The 21749-nt window shown below is 72.6% G+C and carries 21 protein-coding genes and 1 tRNA gene; 4 read left to right on the top strand and 18 right to left on the bottom strand.

Going from position 1 to position 21749, the window contains the following annotated elements; all coding sequences use genetic code 11:
- Window positions 1-31: 31 nt before the first annotated feature.
- From ACFP3U_RS23565 to ACFP3U_RS23550, 4 genes are all read right to left on the bottom strand, one after another.
- Window positions 32-1024, bottom strand: coding sequence for an SDR family NAD(P)-dependent oxidoreductase (locus ACFP3U_RS23565; protein WP_380227616.1), 993 nt, complete (start codon window positions 1022-1024; stop codon window positions 32-34).
- Window positions 1025-1186: 162 nt separating this feature from the next.
- Window positions 1187-2725 (bottom strand): hypothetical protein, encoded by a 1539-nt coding sequence (locus ACFP3U_RS23560; protein WP_380227615.1) that lies wholly within the window; start codon window positions 2723-2725, stop codon window positions 1187-1189.
- Window positions 2722-4230, bottom strand: coding sequence for a GT4 family glycosyltransferase PelF (pelF, locus tag ACFP3U_RS23555; protein WP_380227614.1), 1509 nt, complete (start codon window positions 4228-4230; stop codon window positions 2722-2724). Before pelF ends, ACFP3U_RS23560 begins: the two co-directional genes overlap by 4 nt.
- A 105-nt stretch (window positions 4231-4335) precedes the next feature.
- Window positions 4336-6732, bottom strand: a complete 2397-nt coding sequence (locus tag ACFP3U_RS23550) for a hypothetical protein (protein ID WP_380227613.1) — start codon at window positions 6730-6732, stop codon at window positions 4336-4338.
- 412 nt (window positions 6733-7144) lie between these two features.
- Between ACFP3U_RS23550 and ACFP3U_RS23545 the strand changes: the two genes are divergently transcribed.
- Window positions 7145-7981: a tyrosine-protein phosphatase gene (locus tag ACFP3U_RS23545; RefSeq protein WP_380227612.1), complete on the top strand. Its 837-nt coding sequence runs from the start codon at window positions 7145-7147 to the stop codon at window positions 7979-7981.
- 44 nt (window positions 7982-8025) lie between these two features.
- On the opposite strand, the gene ACFP3U_RS23540 is transcribed toward ACFP3U_RS23545, so the two are convergent.
- The 8 genes from ACFP3U_RS23540 to ACFP3U_RS23505 form a co-directional block, all read right to left on the bottom strand.
- Window positions 8026-8880 (bottom strand): RNA polymerase sigma factor SigF, encoded by an 855-nt coding sequence (locus ACFP3U_RS23540; protein ID WP_380227611.1) that lies wholly within the window; start codon window positions 8878-8880, stop codon window positions 8026-8028.
- Window positions 8881-9091: 211 nt separating this feature from the next.
- Window positions 9092-9961 carry an RNA polymerase sigma factor SigF gene (locus tag ACFP3U_RS23535; protein WP_380227610.1) on the bottom strand — a complete coding sequence of 290 codons (870 nt, stop codon included), beginning with the start codon at window positions 9959-9961 and terminating at the stop codon, window positions 9092-9094.
- Window positions 9962-10249: 288 nt separating this feature from the next.
- A complete protein-coding gene (locus tag ACFP3U_RS23530) occupies window positions 10250-10543 on the bottom strand; it encodes a Dabb family protein (protein ID WP_053645680.1) in 294 nt (97 codons plus the stop codon).
- A gap of 60 nt (window positions 10544-10603) precedes the next feature.
- A complete protein-coding gene (locus tag ACFP3U_RS23525; protein WP_329884941.1) occupies window positions 10604-10768 on the bottom strand; it encodes a hypothetical protein in 165 nt (54 codons plus the stop codon).
- Window positions 10769-11224: 456 nt separating this feature from the next.
- Window positions 11225-11314 (bottom strand) — tRNA-Ser (locus ACFP3U_RS23520).
- 69 nt (window positions 11315-11383) lie between these two features.
- Window positions 11384-11968 (bottom strand): nucleoside deaminase, encoded by a 585-nt coding sequence (locus tag ACFP3U_RS23515; protein WP_380227609.1) that lies wholly within the window; start codon window positions 11966-11968, stop codon window positions 11384-11386.
- 57 nt (window positions 11969-12025) lie between these two features.
- Window positions 12026-12526: a tRNA adenosine deaminase-associated protein gene (locus ACFP3U_RS23510; RefSeq protein ID WP_380227608.1), complete on the bottom strand. Its 501-nt coding sequence runs from the start codon at window positions 12524-12526 to the stop codon at window positions 12026-12028.
- A 290-nt stretch (window positions 12527-12816) separates the two neighbouring features.
- A complete protein-coding gene (locus ACFP3U_RS23505; protein WP_380227607.1) occupies window positions 12817-13053 on the bottom strand; it encodes a hypothetical protein in 237 nt (78 codons plus the stop codon).
- A gap of 174 nt (window positions 13054-13227) precedes the next feature.
- On the opposite strand from ACFP3U_RS23505, the gene upp reads away from it, so the two are divergent.
- On the top strand, window positions 13228-13863 hold the full coding sequence (gene upp / locus ACFP3U_RS23500; RefSeq protein ID WP_380227606.1) for a uracil phosphoribosyltransferase: 636 nt from the start codon (window positions 13228-13230) through the stop codon (window positions 13861-13863).
- A gap of 126 nt (window positions 13864-13989) precedes the next feature.
- Here the strand turns inward: upp and ACFP3U_RS23495 are convergent, their stop codons facing one another.
- Window positions 13990-14661, bottom strand: a complete 672-nt coding sequence (locus tag ACFP3U_RS23495; protein WP_380227632.1) for a LytR C-terminal domain-containing protein — start codon at window positions 14659-14661, stop codon at window positions 13990-13992.
- Window positions 14662-14921: 260 nt separating this feature from the next.
- Window positions 14922-15218, bottom strand: a complete 297-nt coding sequence (locus ACFP3U_RS23490) for a type II toxin-antitoxin system VapB family antitoxin (protein ID WP_030061387.1) — start codon at window positions 15216-15218, stop codon at window positions 14922-14924.
- Window positions 15219-15377: 159 nt separating this feature from the next.
- On the opposite strand from ACFP3U_RS23490, the gene ACFP3U_RS23485 reads away from it, so the two are divergent.
- Window positions 15378-16937: a helicase HerA-like domain-containing protein gene (locus tag ACFP3U_RS23485; protein ID WP_380227604.1), complete on the top strand. Its 1560-nt coding sequence runs from the start codon at window positions 15378-15380 to the stop codon at window positions 16935-16937.
- Between the two features lie 28 nt (window positions 16938-16965).
- On the opposite strand, the gene ACFP3U_RS23480 is transcribed toward ACFP3U_RS23485, so the two are convergent.
- The 3 genes from ACFP3U_RS23480 to ACFP3U_RS23470 all read right to left on the bottom strand — a co-directional run bounded on the left by ACFP3U_RS23480 (window position 16966) and on the right by ACFP3U_RS23470 (window position 20017).
- Window positions 16966-17964 carry a hypothetical protein gene (locus ACFP3U_RS23480; protein WP_380227603.1) on the bottom strand — a complete coding sequence of 333 codons (999 nt, stop codon included), beginning with the start codon at window positions 17962-17964 and terminating at the stop codon, window positions 16966-16968.
- Between the two features lie 112 nt (window positions 17965-18076).
- Window positions 18077-19240, bottom strand: coding sequence for a hypothetical protein (locus ACFP3U_RS23475; protein WP_380227602.1), 1164 nt, complete (start codon window positions 19238-19240; stop codon window positions 18077-18079).
- A gap of 105 nt (window positions 19241-19345) precedes the next feature.
- Window positions 19346-20017 (bottom strand): rhomboid family intramembrane serine protease, encoded by a 672-nt coding sequence (locus ACFP3U_RS23470; protein ID WP_380227601.1) that lies wholly within the window; start codon window positions 20015-20017, stop codon window positions 19346-19348.
- A gap of 104 nt (window positions 20018-20121) precedes the next feature.
- Between ACFP3U_RS23470 and ACFP3U_RS23465 the strand changes: the two genes are divergently transcribed.
- Window positions 20122-20640 carry a YbhB/YbcL family Raf kinase inhibitor-like protein gene (locus tag ACFP3U_RS23465; protein WP_380227600.1) on the top strand — a complete coding sequence of 173 codons (519 nt, stop codon included), beginning with the start codon at window positions 20122-20124 and terminating at the stop codon, window positions 20638-20640.
- A gap of 80 nt (window positions 20641-20720) precedes the next feature.
- Here the strand turns inward: ACFP3U_RS23465 and ACFP3U_RS23460 are convergent, their stop codons facing one another.
- Entirely contained in the window at window positions 20721-21686 is a 966-nt protein-coding gene (locus ACFP3U_RS23460) for a helix-turn-helix transcriptional regulator (RefSeq protein WP_380227598.1), read from the bottom strand.
- Window positions 21687-21749: the final 63 nt, after the last annotated feature.

Here is a 21749-nt window from a genome sequence, read left to right as displayed (position 1 = left end):
GTGCCGGGAGCGGCCGGAAGGCGGGACCGGGTCAGACGTTGTAGATGTCGGTCTTGTAGCGGGCCAGGTTCGCGGGGTCGCGGAAGAACTCGATGGTCTGCTCCAGGCCCTCCTCCAGGGAGTACCGCGGGGCCCAGCCGGTGGCGGTCCGCAGCCGGGTGGCGTCGGCGACCAGCCGCATGACCTCGGAGTTGGTCGGGCGGATGCGCTGCTCGTCCTCCTTGACGGTGACGTCGACGCCCATCAGCTTGCCGACCAGGGAGACCAGGTCGCCGACCGAGATCTCGCCGCCGGTGCCGGCGTTGAAGGTGCGGCCGACCACCGTCTCGGCGGGGGCGGTGCCGACCGTGCGGAAGGCCAGCGCGGTGTCCTTGACGAACATGAAGTCACGGGTGGGGCGCAGGTCGCCGAGGGTGATCTCGGTCTCGCCGGCCGCGAGCTGGGCGATCACGGTCGGGATGACGGCGCGCATCGACTGGCGCGGGCCGAAGGTGTTGAACGGGCGCAGGGTGACGACCGGGGTCTCGAAGCTGGCGTGGTAGCTGTCGGCCAGCCGGTCCCCGCCGGCCTTGGAGGCGGCGTACGGGGACTGGGTGTTGATCGGGTGGTCCTCGGAGATCGGCACGGTCTGCGCGGTGCCGTAGGTCTCGCTGGTCGAGGTGTGCACCAGGCGGGGGATGTCCAGGTGGCGCACGGCCTCCAGGACGTTCAGGGTGCCGGTGACGTTGGTCTCGATGTACGAGTGCGGGGCCTGGTACGAGTACGGGATCGCGATCAGGGCGGCCAGGTGGTAGACCGCCTCGGTGCCCTTGACCAGGCCGTTGACGGAGCCGGGGTCGCGGACGTCGCCGAGGACGATCTCGACGGAGTCCAGCACCTCCTTGGAGAGGGTCTCCAGCCAGCCGAAGGACGAGAACGAGTTGTACTGGACCATCGCGCGGACGTGGTGGCCGTCGGCCACCAGGGCCTCGACGAGGTGGGAGCCGATGAAGCCCTCGGCTCCGGTGACGGCGACGCTGCTCATGGTGATTCGCTTCCTGTGTCTTCCGGGGACGTGTACTGCACGGCCCGGCCCGGTGTGGTGACGGTGTGGTGACCCGGCCGGAGTGGTGCGGACGGTGCTGGTTCCGTGCTGCGCTGTTCAGCTGTTCAGCTGTTCAGCGGTGCCGGTTCAGCGGGCGCCGCATCAGCGGTGCTTGGTGGTGCGGCCGAGCACGGGCCCGGCGGTGGCGGTGAGGACGACCGCCGCGCCCCCGCAGCCGATCAGCTGCAGGACGGTCGGGTCCGCACCGGTCAGCAGTCCGGCGCACTCGGCGCCCGCGGCTGCCAGACAGATGAGGGCGGTGCTCCAGCTGAGCCCGAAGGCGTTCAGCAGCAGCGCCAGCCAGAGCGAGCCGCCGAGCAGCAGCAGCGCGCCGAGCTCCGGGACGCCCAGCGCCGGGGCGCCGGGCCAGAGCACGGTGGCGGCGGCGTCGAGGGCGGCCACGGTGGTGAGGTAGATGAACAGGCAGCCGAGCAGCACACCGCCGGTGCGGCGGGCGAACTCGACCGGGGTGTGACTGGTGCGCAGCGCGGCCACGGCCATCGCCCGGTAGCGGAAGAGCAGCCACTCGGCGAGCCCGAGACTCAGCGTCAGCGCGATCATGGCCGGCCCCGTCGGGCTGGCCGAGGCACCCTCGGCGCTGCCGGTGCGCACCGCCTGGTGCACGGTGACCCCGAGGCCGGCGATCAGGGTCAGGGTGCCGACCGCGAGCCCGAACAGCAGGTGCGGGACCTCCTTGGACAGCGGCAGCCGCAGCGGGACCGGCTCCGCCTCGCCGCGCCGGCAGCGCAGCAGCTCCCGGGTGGCGAGCCCGACGGCCAGGCCGAGCGAGGCCAGCAGCACCGCGGTGCGGACGGCCTGCGGCACGTCGACGGCGAGCACCACGCCCGCGCCGACGGCCGACGGCGCCAGCGCCAGCAGCAGGAACTTCTCCCGGCCCAGTACCAGCAGTACGGTGGCCGCCGCGAGGTAGCCGGACTGCCCGGCGGCGAAGCAGAGCGCGCCCAGCGGTCCGCCGACCACGTACCCGGCACCGGCCGCGACCAGCGCGCCGAGCGGCGCCCCGATCGCCAGGCAGGCCCCGGCGGACCGCCGCCGGCCGCGGCCCAGCCAGGCGTACGCGCGGTGCGCCAGCGCCTGGTTGAACGACCAGCTGACCAGGGTCGCGACGGACAGCGCGAGCATGCCCGAGGGCAGCCCGAAGCGCATCCGGTCGGCGGCGAACAGGTTGGCGCCGAGCAGGTAGCCGAGGCCCGGCAGGGCGAACACCAGGCCGCGCACGACGCACCGCCAGGGGTCGGCCCGCCAGGGGTTGGCGAACTCGGCGCTCGGCCCGGGGTAGCGGCGCTCGACCCGTTCGAACAGCTCCTCGGCGAGGGTGAACGCGTCGGGGCGGCCGTACAGCAGGGCCGTCTGCTCGTCGGAGAGGCCGTCGGACTCCAGGATCGCCGCGATCTCGTAGGGGTGGACCGCGTCGGCGCAGATGTCGCGCAGCCGCTCGGCGAGTTCGTCCAGCGGGTCGGCGGAGAGGTCGAGCGGGTCGGCGGAGAGGTCGAGCGGGTCCGTGACCGGGGCGGGGCGCTGGGCCGGCAGGGTCGGGCGGCGCCGCTTGATCGGCAGCACCCGCAGCTGGACGGTCTCGTCGGCGGCCTCACCCGGAACAAGACGCAAGGGACCACTCATGCCGTCACCTCGCTACGCTCGGAGCGGCCGGGGGCCTGCTCCCAGTCCGGGGCCGGCGGGCCGTCGGTGACGGCGACCACGCCCTCGGGCAGCCAGCGGGCGGTGCCCAGCAGTTCGGTGTAGATGCCGCGGAAGCCGTCGATGTTCTGGCGGAGCGTGAACTGCTCGATCACCCGCAGCCGGGCCTGCTCGCCGAGCCGGGCCCGGCGCTCCGCGTCGCGCAGCAGCTCGATCGCGGCCGCCGCCATCGGCTCGGGCTCGCGCGGGGGGACGACCAGACCGGTGTCGCCGACCGCCTCGCGCACACCGCCGACGTCGGTCGAGACGGTGGCGCGGCCGCAGGACATCGCCTCGATCAGGGTGAACGGGAAGCCCTCGCTGATCGAGGAGAGCATCACCACGTTCCCGGCCGCGTAGGCGTCGGTGATGTCCGCGACGCGGCCCTCGAAGACCACCGAGTCGGCGGTGCCGAGCTCGGCGGCCAGGGCCTCGCACTTCTCGCGGTACGCCTCGCCCCCCTTGGGCGTGCCACCGAACAGCCGCAGCCGGGCGTCGGGTATCTCGCGCCGCACGATCGCGAACGCGCGGATCAGCGTCTCCAGGTCCTTGATCGGGTCGACCCGGCCGGCCCAGCTGAGCGTCGGGGTCTCCGGCTCGGGCCCGGCGGGCGGGAAGGCCGCGGGGTCGACGCCGTTGTAGACGGTGCGGATGTGCGTGGAGGGCGTGCCGCCGCGCTCCTCCCAGCGCCGGTTGTACCGGTTGCCGGGGGTGACCAGCGCGGCCCGCCGGTAGCTCTCCTCGGCGAGCATCCGGTAGAAGCCGAGCAGCAGCGCCTTCACCGGCCAGCGGTACGGGCCGGTGCGGTAGCCGAGGTAGCGCTCGCGCAGGTAGATGCCGTGCTCGGTCAGCAGAAACGGTACGCCGTACTGCTGTGCGGCGATCAGGCCCGGCAGGGTGGCCAGGCCGCCGCTGGCGGCGTGCGCGACGCCGTCGCGCGGCGGCTCGACCGAGAGCGGCCGCAGGGCGTGCTCCAGCAGGTCGGTGGCGTTCAACGCGTCGTGCATGGTGGGCCGGGAGGCCGCGGTGGAGAGGTACTCGCGGGTCCAGACGTGCTGGAGGGTGCGCAGGGCGCGCTCGCTGCGCAGCGCCGGGCTGAGCAGCCCGCGCCGGGCGAGGTCGGCGAAGCCGTACAGCTCGGTGCCGAAGTGGGTGGTGTAGACCGGGTCCAGGATGGAGTGCAGGAAGCGCTCGTACGCGTTGAGGAAGCGGCGCATCTCCTTGCCGCGCGGTGCCTTGGCCTCCGAGGCCGGGCCCCACAGCGGGGCGGTGGTGACCGACCGCACGTTGGCCGGCAGCTCCCAGGCCAGTGCCTCGTGGCCGGTGCCGGTGACGGCGATGATGTCGAAGTCGACGTCCGGCATGCCCTGGACGAGTTGGTCGCACCAGACACTCACGCCGCCGTGCTGGTGCGGGTACGTCCCCTCGGTGAGCAGGGTGACGCGCATCTCTGTCCCCCCTCCTGTTCTTGCCTCAAACTCCCGGTCGGGTGGGGCCGGGTGGGTGGTGCCGGTGGCGGGCCGGGGAGCCGACCCGCCACCGGGTTCACCTGTCTAGCGGGTGCCGGTGGTGCCGGCGGTCTTCTTGGCGGGTGCGGCGGGTGCGGCCTTCCCCCCGGAGGCCTTGCCCTGCTGCGGGGTGGTGCCCTTGCCGGCGGCCTTGCCGGCGGGCGCACCCGCGGTGGTACCAGCAGTGGTACCAGCAGCGGCGTTCTTGCCCGCCACCGGGGCCCCGCTGCCGGGGACGAGGGTCGGCGCCTCGGTGCGGTCGGTGTCGCCCGGGCCGGCCGGGACGGCGTCCGCGGTGCCCTGCGGGACGACCTTGGTGTCGCTCGGCGCCGGGGCCGGGACGGACTCGGCCGCGACGGACGGGCTGGTGCCGGCCGGGGCGGCCGGGGTGGCCGCGGCGGGCAGCTGGAGCTGGACGGCGCTCTGCAGCTGGCCCGGCTTGACCCAGCCGGAGAGCGAGCCCGCGTAGCCGGTGCCGAACGCGGTGGTGCCGATGGCGAGCTGCTGGACGGTGCCGGTCGGCATGGTGGCCTGGACCTGGACGCCGGCCGGGGTGGTGACCCGGACGGTGTCGCCGACCCGGTAGGCGGTGACCTGGCCGGCGGCGAGGGCGTTGTTCCAGGCCGCGCGGCGCTGGAACTCCAGGCCGATGTCCTTCTGCGCCAGGTTCACGACCGGGGCGTTGTCGGCGTGCAGCGAGCGGTAGGTGGAGAGGACCTTCTCCAGCACCGGGTAGACGATCCGGTCCTCGGACAGGTTCGACTGGTGGATGAAGTGCGGCCGCGGGTCGTTGTTCAGCACGTGGCCGAGGTCGATCCGGGCCTCCAGCGGCACGATGTACGACGCGTAGCCGGTGTTCACGTCCAGCGGGGCCGGGAGGCAGGTGGAGTTGGCGTTGTTCTCGCAGACGCCGCTGCCGCCGTTGGCCGTGCTGGTGTAGATCCAGTTGTACTCGTCGGTCTCCTCCTTCGCCGTGCCGGCGTTGTAGAAGACGTTCATCGGGTAGCGCGGCACGGTCAGCGCCGCGCCGACGGCCCGCTGGGCGGGCTCGCGGGAGGCGTCGCTGGCGGTCCACTTGACGCCGTTGGCGGCCAGCGAGGGGGCCAGGTACGGGTTGTCGCTGGTCTCCTGCGGCGCGGTCAGCAGGCCGGAGTGCTCACCGGTGACGAGCTCGCTCTTGTCCAGGTGCAGGCCCCGGGCGGACGCCCAGTCGAGGTTGTTCTTGATCTGGGAGGTGATGGTGGCCTGGTCGACCCAGACGGTGGCGCCCGCGGCGTTCTTGGTGCACTTCCACGGGACCACCGAGACGTCCTGGAGGCAGCCCAGGTACGGGTGGGTGTAGGTGTGGTTGACCCAGCGGTAGCTGCTCTGGTCCGCGACCATCTGGTCCACCACCGGGTCGGTGGTGGTCTCGTGGTCGGCCTTCCAGTCCTCGCTGCCGCCGCCGTTGAACACCATGTCCATGGTGAAGTTGTTGGCGGTCTGCCACTGCTTGGCGAACTGCGCGTCGGCGGCCGTCATCCGGATCGGGTGGGCGGTCTCCGGGGTGCCGGGCGGGCAGGTGACGTCGCCGGGGGTGCACTTGAGCACGGTGTCCCAGCGGTCGTCGGCCAGGAAGACGTCGTCGACGTGGGCCGCGAAGTAGTTGCGGTCGTAGCCGAGGTGGACGCCCTGGGTGATCCAGTCGACTATGCCGCGGGCCAGCAGGCGGTACTGCTGCTGGTACTGGTTGTAGACGAAGGTGACGACCAGCTCCTTGCGGCCGTCGTGGGCGTACTCGCCGACCAGCGAGCCCTTCGCGGTGCTGCCGGGGATCGGCACCTCGACCAACGGCGTGAAGCTGGAGCCGGCCGGCAGGTCGGTCCGTGGGGTGGCCAGGTAGCCGTAGCTCTCGGAGACGGCGGGGTCGTTGTCCTCGAACGGGACGCTGCCCTTGAGGTAGCCGAAAGGACCGCTCAGACCGGCGGTGCTGACCTGCCCCTGGAAGCCGTCCAGGGTCCCCATGTAGCCGGGGTTGACCGCCCAGTTCAGGCCGACCTCGGGACGGGCGTAGGTGTAGGCGTCGACCTGGCGGACGCCGAACGCGGCCTCGTAGGCGGCGATCGCGGCCATCTCGGCGGAGCCGGCCGCGAACGGGTTGTCGTTGGGCAGCACGATGCCCTGGTACTTGCCGCGGGGCTGGCCGTTCAGGGTGTCGCTGAGGAACGCCGTGTCGATCACCGGGCGGCCGGCGTCGTTGAGGTCGACGAGCTTGTACGGGGTGCCCTGGCTCTTCAGCTCGGCGGTGATCGCGGCCGTGGCCGGCCCGCCGTCACTGATCACCAGGACCGTCAGGTCGATCCGGGGCGTGGTGGTGGCGGCGTGCGCGAGGGACGACTGCAGGCCACCGGCCAGCAGAACGGCTGCCGCGCAGGCGGCAACTCTTCGGGTCGCTCGACCCATGTTGTCTTTCCTCCCCTGGGCAGGGCGCTCCGCTGCTCGCGTTCACCTGCCCTGTAGCTGTTCGAGGGCAGCAGGCTGCCCGGCGCCCATCCTGGTGGAACTTCCGTTCCGGGCGGGACCAAATGGGCAGGAGTGCAGCGAATCTGTTACCAACGTTCATGGTCCGGCCATGAGCGCGCTGATTGTGGCCGAAACCGGTCCGGCTGCGCAAATAATGAATTAAAAATTAAAATCCGGAACCTAGTGTTACCGCTGCTCACCCATCGTGTGACCCGACGGGCGACCCGGACCCTACACTGGCGGCGTTGCCCGTGACACTGTCGCACATCCTGTCGTTTCGATGGGCAGGTTCATGCAATATCGCTCAGGGTTGTGCCACGTCACCGTCCGAATATCCAATGGAGGCCGCAGCGTGACCGAGCAGCAGACCGAGACCGTCGATTTCCCGGCCGCCCGCAGCCTGGGCCTGTTCGGCGCCGTCAACGCCCGTGACCTCGGCGGCTATCGGACGGCCGAGGGGCTGGTGCTCCGGGCCGGTGTCGCGCTGCGCAGCGACGGTCTGCACCGGCTCACCGACGAGGATCTCGGCCGGCTGACCGGAATGGGCCTGCGCAGGATCGTCGACCTGCGCAGCCGGGACGAGGTCCACGAGGCCGGTGCCGATCGGGTCGCCGACGGCATGATCCTGCATCACATTCCGGTGTTCGCACAGAACTTCGACATCTTCGCGACGCTGCGCGAGGCGCTGGCCGACCGGGATCCGGGCAAGCAGCACGCCCTGCTCGGGAACGGCCGCGCCGAGGCGATGATGACCGGCCTCTACCGCTGGTTCGTCAACGATTCGATTGCCCGTGAACAATTCGCCGCGGTGCTGCGCCTACTGGCCGATCCGGGCGGTTCGCCCCTGTTGTTCCACTGTTCGGCCGGAAAGGACCGTACGGGGTGGACGGCGGCCGTGCTGCTGACCGCGCTGGGCGTGGACCGGGAAACGGTGTTCACGGATTACCTGCTCACCAACGAGCGTTCCGCGGCCGTGGTCACGACCGTCATGGAGGGCCTGCTGGCCCGCGGGCTGATGAGCGAGCCCGAGCTGCTGCTGCCGGTCTTCCGGGCCGAGCGCCACTATCTGGAGGCGGCCTTCGAGGAGGTCGAGGCCGGCTGGCCGGACTTCGACGCGTTCTGGTCGGACGGCCTCGGGCTGGACGAGGGCGTGCTGAGGGGCCTGCGCGCCAACCTGCTGGAGCCCTGAGCCCTGAGCGCCCTGCTGGAGCCCTGAGGTGCGCGCCTCGCCCCTCAGCCCTCGGCGGTCAGGCCCTCGCGCAGCTGGGTGAGGGTCTTGGTCAGCAGCCGGGAGACGTGCATCTGGGAGATGCCGATCTCGTCGCCGATCTGGGACTGCGTGAGGTTCCCGAAGAAGCGCAGCATGATGATCCGGCGCTCGCGCGGCGGCAGCTTGGCCAGCAGCGGCTTGAGCGACTCCCGGTACTCCACGCCCTCCAGCGCGAGGTCCTCGTAGCCGAGCCGCTCGGCCAGCGGCCCCTCGCCGTCCTCTTCGCTCGGGCTGGAGTCCAGCGAGCTGGCGGTGTACGCGTTGCCGACCGCCAGGCCCTCGACCACGTCCTCCTCGCTGACGCCGAGGCAGACGGCCAGCTCGGCGACGGTGGGGGAGCGGTCGAGCCGCTGGGCCAGCTCGTCGCCGGCCTTGGTGAGCGCCAGCCGCAGCTCCTGGAGCCGCCGGGGCACCCGCACCGACCAGCTGGTGTCGCGGAAGAAGCGCTTGATCTCGCCGACCACGGTCGGCATCGCGAAGGTCGGGAACTCGACCCCGCGCTCCGGGTCGAAACGGTCGATCGCCTTGATCAGGCCGATCGTGCCGACCTGGACGATGTCCTCCATCGGCTCGTTGCGGCTGCGGAACCGCGCCGAGGCGTAGCGCACCAGCGGCAGGTTGAGCTCGATGAGGGTGTCGCGGACGTAGGTGTGCTCGGTGCTGCCCGGTTCGAGGGCGGCCAGCCGCACGAACAGCGAGCGGGAGAGCGTCCGGGTGTCGAGCGCGCCGTCCGGCGCCGCCCCGGCCCGCTGGAGCGGGATCTGCACGGCCTCGGCCGGTTCAGCGTGGATCTCCGCAGTGCCCAGGTCTCCGGACATGCACCCACCCCCTCGTGACTGACGGTCCAACGGGTGCCACCGGTCGAAACGTTCCCGCGTTCCTGACCGGCCCCCCTCCCTCCCCTCCATACCGGCTCACGCTCCCCGGCAAACCCGAACGTCGCAAGATGTCACACGCTGGTGACACGCCGCTGTCGTGCCGTGACGCCGCCGGCCGGGGTCGGTCGGGGTCGGGTGGGGTCGGGCGGGCCTACTCGTCCCAGGAGTTGCCGGTCCGGAGCCTGGTCAGGATCCGGGACAGCAGCCGGGAGACGTGCATCTGGGACATCCCCAGCTCGGTGCTGATCTGCGACTGCGTCAGATTGGCGAAGAACCGCAGCATGACGATCCGGCGCTCCCGCTCGGGCAGCTGCACCAGCAGGTGGCGGACCATGTCCCGGTGCTCGACCTCGGCCAGCGCGGAGTCCTCGTAGCCGAGCCGGTCGAGCAGCGCCAGGCCGCCCTCGTGCTCCTGGGCGGCCTCCAGGGAGGCCGCGTTGTAGGCCCGCCCGGCGTCCAGGCAGGCCCGGACGTCCTCCTCGGGGATGCGCAGGCTGGCGGCGATCTCCGGCACCTTGGGGGCCCGCCCGTGCACCACGGTGAGCTCCTCCATCGCCCCGCTGACCTGTACCCAGAGCTCCTGGAGCCGGCGCGGGACGTGCATCGTGCGGACGTTGTCCCGGAAGTAGCGCTTGATCTCGCCGAGGATGGTCGGCAGCGCGTAGGTGGGGAACTGCACGCCCCGGCCGGGGTCGAAGCGGTCGATGGCGTTGATCAGACCGATGGTGCCGACCTGGACGACGTCCTCCATCGGCTCGCTGCGGCTGCGGAAGCGGGTGGCGGCGTACCGGACCAGCGGGATGTTGACCTCGATCAGCGCCGCCCGGACCCGTTCGCGCTCGGGGGCGTCGGGGGGCAGTTCGGCGAGCCGCTCGAACAGCACCCGGGTGAGGGTCCGGACGTCGACGGCGGGCCGGCCGCCCGGTCCGCGCAGCCCGTCCGGGCGGAGTTCGCCGGCCGGGCTGATCACGGTGGCCAGCACCTCGTCGTCCGGTGCGCTCCCTGGTGTCCGCACGGACACGTCACCCCTCCCAAAGTCGACAACGGTGGGACCTGCGGACCGGGTGTCCCGTCTCGTTCACCATCTCGCCATGTCCGGCAAAACCGGTCATAGCATCACAAGGCGGGCGTGTGTCGGGCAAGTACCGCGTGGAGGTGTGTTGATGCCGTGCCCGGCGTCCGTCGGGGGTGCGGGCGGGGCGGCCCAAGGGTCGTTCCGGGACAGAGCAGGGCGCCCCGCCCGGTATCCGGGCGGGGCGCCGCAGCCGTCAGGGTGACGCGCCGGCCGGGCCGGCGCGTCCCGCCGGGCTCAGACCTCGATGTCGGCGATCACCCAGGTGGCGAACTCGCGCCACTGGGCGGCCGCGGCCTGGTGGGCCGGGTGGGTGAGGTAGGCCTGGAGGGCCTCGCGGTCCTCGACCAGGCTGTTGATGGCGTAGTCGTGGGCGATGTCGCGGTCGGTGGTGTTCCAGCCGCACTCCCACTCGCGCAGCTCGGGGACGACCGGGCCGAGCTCGGCGAAGGCCTTGGCGCCGGCGAGCGCGCGCTCGTCGTCCTTGCTGACGCCTTCGTTGAGCTTGAACAGGACCAGGTGGCGGATCACGGTGCCGCTCCTCGCGGACGGGGTCGGATGTCGGGCCCACCGTAGCCGGTGGGTCCCGGGCTACTTCACCAGGCCGGTCATGAAGGTGCCGACGGCCTTGGCGGCGTTGGAGATGCCTTCGAAGCCCAACTGGACCAACTCGGCCGCGCGGGCGGGCGAGGTGATGATCGTGTAGAGCACGAAGACGAGCAGGAGGACCATTCCGATCTTCTTCGCCTGCGCCATCCGGTGACCTTCCTCCCTGCTGTGGGCCGCCGTCGCTCGGTCCCCGAGCGGCCCGTGCAACGGGCAGCTTATCCACCCGGACGGCCTATCAAGTGTGCGACGCGTTCACCCGGCGGGACGAAGGTCCCCGCGACAGGGGCCTTTCTCCGGGTGCCGGGGCGCGGGACGGGCGGCAGGATGGTTGATGTACCGAGGGTCTGGCAGGGATCCCCGGTGCGTGGATCCGGAGCTCCCCGCTGTGGGACCGGTGCCGCGGCTTCCCCCCCGACGCGGCCCCGGTTGTGGGACTCCGCCCGGGGGAGCGGTCAGTCCCCCCGAACCGCTCCCCCCTCCAGGCTCCGTACTCGACAGGCGTTGGTGGTCATCGGCCGACGGGTGCGGAGCCCTTTCCGCGTTCGAGGGTGCGCGGAAACGCCGAGGGCCCGTCCGGATCTCCGGACGGGCCCTCGGGCTTGCTGGCGGTAGCGGTGGGATTCGAACCCACGGTGAAGTTGCCCCCACACACGCTTTCGAGGCGTGCTCCTTTGGCCGCTCGGACACGCTACCGAGGGGAACTCTACCGGACGGGTGGCGCGGGGACGAAATCCGTATCCCGGGGCGGCCGCGGGGCGCGGTTCAGCGGTGGCCGTCGAAGAAGGCGCGCAGCTGTTCGCCGCATTCGTCGGCGAGGACGCCCCAGATCACCTCGGGGCGGTGGTTGAGCCGCCGGTCGCGCATCACGTCGAAGAGCGAGCCGGCCGCGCCGGCCTTCTCGTCGAGGGCGCCGTAGACGACGCGGTCGATCCGGGAGAGCACGATCGCGCCCGCGCACATGGTGCAGGGCTCCAGGGTGACGACGAGGGTGCACCCGCTCAGCCGCCAGCCGTCCGGTCGCCAGCCGTCCGGTCGCCCGCCGTCCGGTCGTGCGCCGTCCCCGTTCGGGGTGGAGTGCGCGGCGCTCCCGAGGGTCCGGGCGGCCTCGCGGATCGCCACCACCTCGGCGTGGGCGGTCGGGTCGCCGACGGCCTCGCGCTCGTTGTGGCCGCGGCCGAGGATCTCGCCGTCCGGTCCGAGGACGAGCGCCCCGACCGGGACGTCCCCGGTGGCCGGCGCCAGGGCGGCCTCGGCGATGGCGAGGCGCATCGGCGCCGCCCAGCGGTCGCGGACCGGGTCGGGGCGGACGGGGGCGGGCAGCGGCGGAATCGGTCGGACGGACTGCATGGCATCCAGTGTCGGGCATGGCGGCGGTCCGGCCGTCCGGGCGGCGGACACGGGGCGTTACCGGACGGCCTCCAGGACCTCGCCGCAGCCGAGCGCCTCGGCGATCTCCTCCAGGGCGTCGCCGGGCACCGCGCCCTCGCCGCTGAGGGCGAGCAGCGCGTCGGAGGCGAGGCCGAACTCGGTCAGCAGGTGGGCGTCGCCGAGCGGGCCGACCGGGACGCCGTCGCGGCCCTCGCCGTCCTCGTCGTCCTCCTGGGCCTCGGCCTCCGCGTCCTCCTCCAACTCGGCGACCAGGTCGTCGAGGTCGCCGAACTCGCTCTCGCCGGCCTGGTCCACCAGCTCGTCGGTGAGGACGGAGCCGTAGGAGCTGCGGGCGGCGGCGGCGCCGTCCGACACGAAGATCCGCGGGTCCTCCTCGCCGTCCACCCGGACGATGGCGAACCAGGAGTCCTCCTGTTCGATGAAGACCAGGACGCTGTCGTCGTCCTGGGTCGCCTCGCGGGCCAGGTCGGCCAGGTCGGCGAGGGTTTCGACGTTGTCGAGTTCCGTCTCGCTCACATCCCACCCGTCCTCGGTGCGAGCAAGCACTGCAGCGAAGTACGCCACCAGGGACACTCCCAAGATCTCGTCTCTGCTGTCGGCGCTCTCGGGCAACGCGGAACTGGCCGCCCCCGCGCCAGAGGCGGTCCGCTGTTCGGACCGTCCCCTCGGAATCGTGACAGAAAGCCAGGCTCCACGGGGAGTGTTCCGCAGCGCGTCTTCGCAGGTCGTGTCGGAAGGGTTGGCCGTCGGACGGTGTAAAGGAGGCCGGGCGGCAGCGGGAATGTGGAGAAGCCGTGGAGGGGGCGTCAGATCCGGAAGGTTCGCATCCGCATGGCCTCGCGCATCCGGCGTTCCTTGGTACGGCGGGGCTGCACCCGCTCGCGGAGTTCGCGTGCCTCGGTGAGCTCGCGCAGGAAGACGGCGCGGCGCCTGCGGCGTTCCGCCTCGGTCTCCGGACGGTCCGGGGGCGGGCCCGAGAGGCCGCCCGACGAGGTCGCGGCCTCGTCCGCCGAGCCGGTCCCGGGGTTCGGGTTGCTCGTCATAGGACCTGACTTTCCCAGATCGGCCGGGTTGATACCACAGGAAGCCGTTCCGTCCCGGACATTCGCGGTGCGTCACGGCGCGTCACGGGAGAGTGAGCGCGACCCGGGCGGCCGGGCGGCGCCGCCTGGCACGGCGTGTCGTACGGGCGTCCGGACGCGGGCTAACCTCGACGCATGCGGATCCACGTCGTCGACCACCCCCTGGTCGCCCACAAGCTCTCCACCCTGCGCGACGAGCGCACCGACTCGCCGACCTTCCGTCGTCTGACCGACGAGCTGGTGACCCTCCTCGCGTACGAGGCCACCCGGGACGTCCGCACCGACGAGGTGGAGATCACCACCCCGGTGGCCGTGACCACCGGGACCCGGCTGTCCTACCCGCGCCCGCTGGTGGTGCCGATCCTGCGGGCCGGCCTCGGCATGCTGGACGGCATGACCCGGCTGCTGCCGACCGCCGAGGTCGGCTTCCTGGGCATGGTGCGCAACGAGGAGACCCTGGAGGCCTCCACCTACGCCACCCGGATGCCGGACGACCTCTCCGGCCGCCAGGTCTACGTGCTCGACCCGATGCTGGCCACCGGTGGCACGCTGGTCGCGGCGATCCGGATGCTGATCGACCGCGGTGCCACCGACGTCACCGCCGTGGTGCTGCTGGCCGCGCCGGAGGGCGTCGAGGTGATGGAGCGCGAGCTGTCCGGCCTGCCGGTCACGGTGGTCACCGCGGCCGTCGACGAGCGGCTGAACGAGCACGGCTACATTGTCCCGGGCCTCGGCGACGCGGGCGACCGGCTGTACGGCACGGCGGGCTGAGCCCAGCCCGTCCGGACACGGATACGGATACGGAGGAGCCCCCCGGCGTGCTGCCGGGGGGCTCCTCGCTGTGCGGCGGGCGCTGCTCCGAGCGGGTCAGCAGCTGCGGGCGCTGCTCCGAACGGGTCAGCAGCTGCCGGTGCTGCTCGGGGCGGGGACCGGACGGGTGGCGGCGGCCAGCGCGGCGGCGGCCTGGGTCTCGTCGAGCAGCGCGTTGTAGCTGTCGCCGATGACGAAGTCCACGGTGGCGTCGGTCCGGGCGTCGGCGGTGCTGGTGGCACCGGCGATCACCGAGCCGACCAGGGTGGCCGCCCCGGCGCCGGTCGGACCGGCGACCACCTGGGCGGTGCCCGGCACCTTCTTGTCCAGCTCCGCCGGGGCGTTGCCGACCTTGCCGATGGTGAAGCCGCGCTTCTTGAGCTCCTCGGCGGTGCGGGCCGCCAGACCCGCCTTGGCGGTCGCGTTGTAGACGTTCACGGTGACGGCCGCCGGCTGCGGGACCGCCGCGGGGTCGATCGGCGCGGCGGCCGTGCCCGGTGCGGTCGGCCCGGCGTCCGGGGTCGGGGCGGCGAGCGGCTTGCCGGAGGGGTTGGCGCAGGCCTGGGCGGAGGCGTGCTTGCCCTTGCCGGTGAAGATGTCCCAGAGCTGGACGCCGCCGAGGCCGATCAGGGCCAGCGCGAGCAGCGCGCCGAGCAGCGCGAACACCTTGCGGCTCTTCTTCGGTGGGCGGCCCAGTCGCGGATAGGCGTTGCCGGTGATCCGGTACTGCTTCCCCTTCAGGCCTTGGGGAGTCAACATGCTCACGGTTTGTCTCCCCCTCGTGCCGGGGCGGGGATCGGGTGACGGTGGGGCCGGGCGCGGCGTCGCGGGAAGGCGATCGCGGCCGTAGTCAGCAGATTAGTGCCGTACCGCTGTGAAGGTACTAAACGATCATCATCCGGAGTACGCCGGTACCCGAATGGCGGCACCGTGGCGGCACCCGGGTATGCGGGGACCGCCCTCCGGTCCCTGACCGGAGGGCGGTCCGACGCGTACGGCCGGGTGAACCGGCTCGTCTGTCATTCCATTTCGAGGACGCGGGCGTGCAGCACCTGGCGCTGCTGGAGCGCGGCGCGGACCGCCCGGTGCAGGCCGTCCTCCAGGTACAGGTCGCCGTGCCACTTCACGACGTGCGCGAAGAGGTCCCCGTAGAAGGTCGAGTCCTCCGCGAGGAGGGTTTCCAGATCCAGCTGGCCCTTGGTGGTCACCAACTGGTCGAGTCGCACCGGGCGCGGGGCGACGTCCGCCCACTGGCGGGTGCTGGTACGGCCGTGATCCGGGTACGGCCGCCCATTGCCGATGCGCTTGAAGATCACACGGAAAGCCTACCGTTTGGGCGGCGGATGGCCCAGCAGCCGTGGCTGCGCCACGCGCACGGGTGTGAGCTGCGGGCGGGGGATTACGGCTGTTTCATGGGAAATGTCGGGTAGGTCCCCCGTACTGCCGCACCGCCGCATCACCCTGGAGGGTCTCCGATGTCCGCTGCCGTTCCGAACGCCGTCCGGGAGATCGCCGACGGGTACGCCTTCACCGGGCCCGCGCTGGAGCTCGGCGCGGTGCTGCTGGACGGCACCGCGTACGCCGACGCCCCGGTGCGGGTGCCGCTCGGGGTGCTCAACCGGCACGGGCTGGTGGCGGGCGCCACCGGCACCGGCAAGACCAAGACCCTCCAGCTGATCGCCGAACAGCTGTCCGCCCAGGGCGTGCCGGTGTTCCTCGCCGACATCAAGGGCGACGTCTCCGGGGTGGCCGCGCCGGGCGAGCCGGGTGAGCGGACCGCCGCCCGGGCCGCCGAGGTCGGCCAGGACTGGCGGCCCCGGGGCTGCCCGGTCGAGTTCTACGCGCTCGGCGGCCTGGGCAGCGGCATCCCCGTCCGGGCGACCGTGACCAGCTTCGGCCCGCTGCTGCTGGCCAAGGTGCTGGACCTGAACGAGACCCAGGAGTCCTCGCTCGGCCTGGTCTTCCTCTACGCCGACCGCAACGGCCTGGAGCTGTACGACCTCAAGGACCTCACGGCGGTCATCACCTTCCTCACCTCGCCCGAGGGCAAGGAGGAGCTGAAGGGCCTCGGCGGGATCTCCGCCGCCACCGCCGGGGTGATCCTGCGCTCGCTCACCCTGCTGGAGAACGAGGGGGCCGGGGCGTTCTTCGGCGAGCCGGAGTTCGACACCGCCGAACTGCTGCGGTCCGCGGCGGGCGGGGGCGTGGTCTCGGTGCTGGAGCTGCCGGCCGTGCAGGACCGGCCGCGGCTCTTCTCCACCTTCCTGATGTGGCTGCTCGCCGACCTCTACCAGGAGCTGCCCGAGGTCGGCGACCTCGACCGGCCGAAGCTGGTGTTCTTCTTCGACGAGGCGCACCTGCTGTTCAAGGGCGCCTCCAAGGCCTTCCTGGAGGCGATCACCCAGACCGTCCGGCTGATCCGCTCGAAGGGCGTGGGCATCTTCTTCGTCACCCAGACGCCCAAGGACGTGCCGTCGGAGGTGCTGGCCCAGCTGGGCAACCGGGTGCAGCACGCGCTGCGGGCGTTCACCCCGGACGACGCCAAGGCGCTGAAGGCGACCGTGTCGACCTTCCCGAAGTCGCCCGCCTACGACCTGGGGGAGGTGCTGACCTCGCTCGGGACCGGCGAGGCCGTGGTCACGGTGCTGTCCGAGAAGGGCGCGCCGACGCCGGTGGCGGCGACCAGGCTGCGGGCGCCGCAGTCGCTGATGGGGCCGATCGCGCCGGCGGCGCTGCGGGCGGCGGTGGACGGGTCGGCGCTGGCCGGGAAGTACCGGGACGCGATCGACCGGGAGTCGGCGTACGAGAAGCTCGCGGCGCGGGCCGCCCGGCCGCAGGCCGAGCCGGTGCCGGTGTCGGTGCCGCCGGCGGACGTGGAGCAGCCGCCGGAGCGGGAGCGGGAGAAGGAGGGCGGCGGGCTGCTCGGGGCGCTGATGAGCAACCCGGCGCTCAAGTCCTTCGCCCGCTCCGCCGGGACGCAGCTCGGGCGGGAGATCTCCCGGAGCCTGTTCGGAACGTCCCGGCGGCGGAGGTGAGGCGGCGCGCCGGGCTCGGACGCCGGGCTCAGATCGCGTCGGTGAGCCAGACCCGGCCGGCCGAGATCGGGCGCTCGGCGACGCTGCGCGGCACCGTGCTGTTGAGGCTCCACCGGTAGCCGGCGAACAGCTTGGTGTCGGCGTCCGCGTAGAAGACCATGTGGCCGTAGCCGACGCCGTCGTGCTCCTTCCAGGCCGAGGTGCCGGCGGTGGTCGGGATCTCCTCGATCCGGGTGTCCGGGAAGGCCCGGTAGAGCTCGGTGGCGGTGCCGCCGTTCGCCGGGTTGCCGTGCGGGTCGCTGGTGCAGTCGATGATCTCGAAGACGTACGGCACGACGGGGCGGCCGAGCTTGGCGTCCACCACCGCGTCCGTCCAGGTGCCCTTGCGCTCGCGGATCATGACGATGTGACCGGTGTACGGCTTGGAGCCGTCCTCGTCGGGGTGGTAGTCGAGGGCCACCAGGTCGCCGGGGCGCAGGTTCACCGGCTTGGTGACGCGGGTGAAGTGCGGGAGCGAACCCGGGTCGAGGAAGGCCTGCTGGTACTTCTCGGCGGTCGGGTAGGGGTTGGTGTTGGCCGGGTCCTTGATGAAGTACTGCTGGAAGTACTCCCTGGTCGCCCAGCCGTAGCTGTAGCCGCCCCACGGCATCGGCGTGCCGGCCGGCACGGTGGGCTGGGTGCCGTAGGCGCGCTGGAGCGCCAGGGTGATGAAGGAGGAGCACTGGGCGAGGTTGTAGAACTCCTCGGGGTGGCCGGCCGTGCCCCAGCGGACGCTGGTGTAGACGTCCTCGAACTCACCGGCCGTCTTGTACCGGTTGGCGTTCTGGTCCCAGGGGCGCAGCCGCAGGTTGTCGATCAGGGCCTCGGCCTCGATCTGGTGCGGCAGCTTGAGCGCGTACGGGCTGGGTGCCGGGACGGTGGCCGCGGCGGCCCCGGTGGCGCCGACGGTGCCCGCCAGGGCGGCGGCCCCGGCGGTGCCGGCGGCTCCGGCGAGCAGGCGGCGGCGGCTGAACTGCGGCTCGGTCATTGGGTGCTCCCCCTCGTCGGATGATCACGACTGAGGGGGAGCTTAGGGAGCACATGTTGGCATGGCCAGGATCGGCCGTACGGGTGAGCGATCGATTCCGGCCATGGCAGCATCAGGCCAGGGCGGCGCCGATCCGGTCCAGCGAGGAGAGCCGCATCAGGCCGTAGTGGTAGAACTCGACCTCCGGTACGCCCAGCTCGCGCAGCACGGCGACCTTGGCGGCGAGGTTGGCCGGGCCGTCGCAGTCCGAGGCCATCGGCCGCAGGATCACCGCCATGTCCCGCGGCCGCACCCCGTGCAGGGCGAAGGCGGCGAGCTTCTCGCGGACCGCCTCGGGCGTGCGGGCGTAACCCAGCGTCTCGATCTGGTGGGCGGCCTTCGCCAGCGCCGGCAGGTCGATCCCGGACAGCCAGCCGCTGCCCGGGCCGCCGCCGTCCAGGAAGCTCAGCCGCATGCCGTACCGGTCCGCCTCCTCGGTCACCTCGGCGGCCAGCGAGGTCACCGTCGCGGCCGAGGCGTCCACATAGGCGGCGACGGCGCCGTCCGCCAGCTCGTCCAGCGCGGCGGGCTCGGCGGCGGCCGTGTCGTCGGCCAGCCGGCGGCGCAGCTCGGCGCGGACCGCCGCGGCCGCCTCCTCGGCGGGCACGCCCGCGCGGACGGCGGCCGCCCGGCAGTGCGTACAGAAGCAGAGGCCGAGCAGCGCCTCGGCGGCCGGGCCCAGCTCCTCGAAGTAGCGCTCGTGGTGGTAGCCGTGGCGCAGGCCGTGGAAGTGCAGCGACTCCGCCCGGATCGCGTCCACGCCGTACCGGGCCAGCTCGGTGACCAGGGTGCGGGCGTAGGCGCGGACCTCGGGGTGGGCCGGGCACAGCTCGGTGAGGTGGCGGTCCCCGAAGGCGTTGGCGGGCGCGCAGTCCGGATGCTCGAAGCCGAGCCGGTCGTTGTGGCAGAAAACCGTCCACGCGTGCAGCTTCAGGCCACGCCGACGGGCCTCCTCGGCGGCCTCGGCGAAGGGATCTCGGTCGCCGATCGCGGTGGACGGCACGGGCCGCAGCCGCCGGCCGGACCAGCGGGCCGGGTCGGGGCGGAAGTAGGCCGCGCCCGGCTCCAGGTAGCGGATCACCCGGCGGGGGTTGTGCGGGAAGACGTCGCGGGCCTCGTGGTAGACCGAGGCGAGGGTGACACCGCCGACCCCGGCCCGGTCGGTGAGGTTGCCGAAGAAGGTGTCGGCGCCCTCGTCGAGGAGGTCGGTGGCGAAGGCGAGGACGGACGACTCCACGGTGTGGCTCCGGAGCAGGGGGCGGGGGCCCGTTCACGCTAACCGCAGGGGCGGGGAATGGTCTATACCTGGCCGGGGCGGCGCGCCCGGGGCCGCAGGGAGGGCTCAGATGCCCAGGTCGTCGAGCTCCTTGAGCAGCGCGCCGGCGGGGCTGCCGGGGCCGGGGCTTGCCGTGGTCGTGGCGGCGCCGGGTGCGCGCCGAGGGGCGCGGTCGCGCAGCAGCCAGGCGCCGGCCAGCCCGCCGACCAGCCCGCCCAGATGGCCCAGCCAGCTGACGCCCTGGGCGCCCGGCAGCACGCCCAGCAGGAGGTAGGAGTAGAGCGCGGCGACGGCCACGCCGATCACCGTGTCCAGCAGGTTGCGGTCGAAGATCCCGCGCAGCACCACGTAGCCGAAGTACCCGTAGACCACGCCGCTGGCGCCCGCCGTGACGGCATCGGGCCGCTCGAACCACCAGACCGTCAGGCCGCTGGTCACCACGATCAGCGCGGTCGCGAGCAGGAACCGCTTCATGCCCCGGTACGCGGCCAGGAAGCCGAACGCGAACAGCGGCCAGGAGTTGGCCTCGATGTGCTCCCAACCGAAGTGCAGGAACGGCATGGTGAGCACGTCCGGCAGCTCGTCGAGCCGGCCCGAGCTCATGCCGTACTCGTAGGAGAGCCGGTAGTCGTCGAGCCAGTTCGCCACCTGGACCGCCCAGATGACGGCGAGGGCGCCGAGCATGGTGAGCAGCGCGGCACGGGAGTCACGGAGCAGACGGGCGAATCGCGGGGCCATGCCCCGACTGTAGGGCCGGGCCGCCGGGTCGGTCACCCCGATAGGGTGAATGTCGTGCCCAGGCCTGGGCCTCCCCTTCCCGTTGTGCCGAGAGGTGACCCTCCATGAGCGTGCGTCCGCCGCTGCCGTACGAGTTCCTGCCGCAGGTGCCGTCCTTCGAGCTGACCAGCGAGGACGTCACCGACGGCGGCACGCTGGCCGATGAGTTCATCCACGGAGGCGGCAACCGGTCGCCGCAGCTGGCCTGGTCGGGCCTGCCGGAGGGCACCCGCTCGATCGCCGTCACCTGCTACGACCCGGACGCCCCGACCGGCTCCGGCTGGTGGCACTGGCTCGCCCTCAACCTGCCCGCCGACACCACCGGCCTGGCCCGCGGCGCCGGCGCCTCCGACGGCGACCTGCCCGGCGAGCGCTCCTTCCACGCCCGCAACGACTTCCCGGGCAACAAGTACGACGGCGCCGCCCCGCCGCCCGGGCCGGTGCACCGCTACGCCTTCGCCGTCCACGCGCTCGACGTGGACGCCCTGGACGTCACCCCCGAGACCCCGGCGGCCCAGGTCGGCTTCCACATCACCTTCCACACCCTGGCCCGCGCCGTCCTCACCCCCGAGTACGGCGTCTGAGGACCGGCCGGACTCGCTGGACTGTGTGTGCCGACGCCGCCGCCCGTGGACCGCGGGCGGCGGGCGGCGGCGTCGCGTCGTCAGGCGGGGCCGGCGGCCTGCCCCGCCCGGGTGGCGATGGCGCGGAGGTGGTCGCGCATCTCGGGCGGCGAGTGGACCTCGAAGTCGCAGTTGACCATCAGCAGGCGCACCGCCAGCCACTCCAGGGAGTCGGTGCGGGAGCGGAGCCGGCAGCTGTGCTCGTCGATCGGTTCGACCTCGGCGTCGCCGTAGCCGCCCAGCCGTTGGCGGGCCTCGTCGGCCGGCAGCCGGAGGGTGGCGTCCAGGGTGTGGGTCGAGGACTGGCGGCGGAGCTTGCTCGCGACGTACGCGGCGGCGTCCTCGGCCGGGAGCGGGCGCGGGGTGAAGCGGGCGCCGGTGGCGAAGGGATCGCTGATCCGGTCCACCCGGAACAGCCGCCAGTCGTCCCGGTCGAGGTCGAAGCCGACCAGGTACCAGCGGCGGCCGGCCGAGACCAGCCGCTCCGGCTCGACCTGGCGCCGGGTCTCGGCGCCGTTGCCGGCCCGGTAGCCGAAGCGGAGCCGCTCGCGGTTGGCGACGGCGTTGGCCAGCACCGTGAGGTCCTCCGGGTCCACGGTCGGGCCGTCGCCGGTGAGCAGCGGGAGGGTGGCCCGGTCGAGCGTGGCGACCCGGTGCCGCAGCCGGGCGGGCAGCACCTGGAGCAGTTTGCCGAGGGCGCGCACCGAGGCCTCCTCGATGCCGACCACGGCGTGTCCGGCGGCCGCCCGCAGGCCGACCGCGATGGCCACCGCCTCCTCGTCGTCGAGCAGCAGCGGTGGCATCGCGGTGCCCGCGACCAGCCGGTAGCCGCCGACCGGACCCATGGTGGCCTCGACCGGGTAGCCGAGCTCGCGGAGCCGGTCGATGTCGCGGCGGATGGTGCGCGGGCTGACCTGGAGCCGATCGGCGAGCTCGCTGCCGGGCCACTCACGCGGGGTCTGGAGGAGGGAGAGCAGGCTGAGGAGTCGTGCCGGGGTATCGGTCATGGGACCAGGGTGCCGGAAGTCCAGGACAGGATCTGACCTAGATGGCCCGTACCGTCGTCGACG

It is taken from the genome of Kitasatospora misakiensis, assembly GCF_042656005.1.
GTDB classification, from domain to species: domain Bacteria; phylum Actinomycetota; class Actinomycetes; order Streptomycetales; family Streptomycetaceae; genus Kitasatospora; species Kitasatospora misakiensis.
This window is presented reverse-complemented; position numbering and strand designations above follow the sequence as displayed.

What these genes read in the sequence shown, in the direction of transcription:
- ACFP3U_RS23460 (WP_380227598.1), bottom strand. Translation starts at nt 21,686, where the DNA reads ATGACCGATACCCCGGCACGACTCCTCAGCCTGCTCTCCCTCCTCCAG.
- ACFP3U_RS23515 (WP_380227609.1), bottom strand. Translation starts at nt 11,968, where the DNA reads ATGCAGTCCGTCCGACCGATTCCGCCGCTGCCCGCCCCCGTCCGCCCC.
- ACFP3U_RS23495 (WP_380227632.1), bottom strand. Translation starts at nt 14,661, where the DNA reads ATGTTGACTCCCCAAGGCCTGAAGGGGAAGCAGTACCGGATCACCGGC.
- ACFP3U_RS23470 (WP_380227601.1), bottom strand. Translation starts at nt 20,017, where the DNA reads ATGGCCCCGCGATTCGCCCGTCTGCTCCGTGACTCCCGTGCCGCGCTG.
- ACFP3U_RS23485 (WP_380227604.1), top strand. Translation starts at nt 15,378, where the DNA reads ATGTCCGCTGCCGTTCCGAACGCCGTCCGGGAGATCGCCGACGGGTAC.
- ACFP3U_RS23550 (WP_380227613.1), bottom strand. Translation starts at nt 6,732, where the DNA reads ATGGGTCGAGCGACCCGAAGAGTTGCCGCCTGCGCGGCAGCCGTTCTG.
- ACFP3U_RS23465 (WP_380227600.1), top strand. Translation starts at nt 20,122, where the DNA reads ATGAGCGTGCGTCCGCCGCTGCCGTACGAGTTCCTGCCGCAGGTGCCG.
- ACFP3U_RS23505 (WP_380227607.1), bottom strand. Translation starts at nt 13,053, where the DNA reads ATGACGAGCAACCCGAACCCCGGGACCGGCTCGGCGGACGAGGCCGCG.
- ACFP3U_RS23560 (WP_380227615.1), bottom strand. Translation starts at nt 2,725, where the DNA reads ATGAGTGGTCCCTTGCGTCTTGTTCCGGGTGAGGCCGCCGACGAGACC.
- ACFP3U_RS23565 (WP_380227616.1), bottom strand. Translation starts at nt 1,024, where the DNA reads ATGAGCAGCGTCGCCGTCACCGGAGCCGAGGGCTTCATCGGCTCCCAC.
- upp (WP_380227606.1), top strand. Translation starts at nt 13,228, where the DNA reads ATGCGGATCCACGTCGTCGACCACCCCCTGGTCGCCCACAAGCTCTCC.
- ACFP3U_RS23525 (WP_329884941.1), bottom strand. Translation starts at nt 10,768, where the DNA reads ATGGCGCAGGCGAAGAAGATCGGAATGGTCCTCCTGCTCGTCTTCGTG.
- ACFP3U_RS23480 (WP_380227603.1), bottom strand. Translation starts at nt 17,964, where the DNA reads ATGACCGAGCCGCAGTTCAGCCGCCGCCGCCTGCTCGCCGGAGCCGCC.
- ACFP3U_RS23540 (WP_380227611.1), bottom strand. Translation starts at nt 8,880, where the DNA reads ATGTCCGGAGACCTGGGCACTGCGGAGATCCACGCTGAACCGGCCGAG.
- pelF (WP_380227614.1), bottom strand. Translation starts at nt 4,230, where the DNA reads ATGCGCGTCACCCTGCTCACCGAGGGGACGTACCCGCACCAGCACGGC.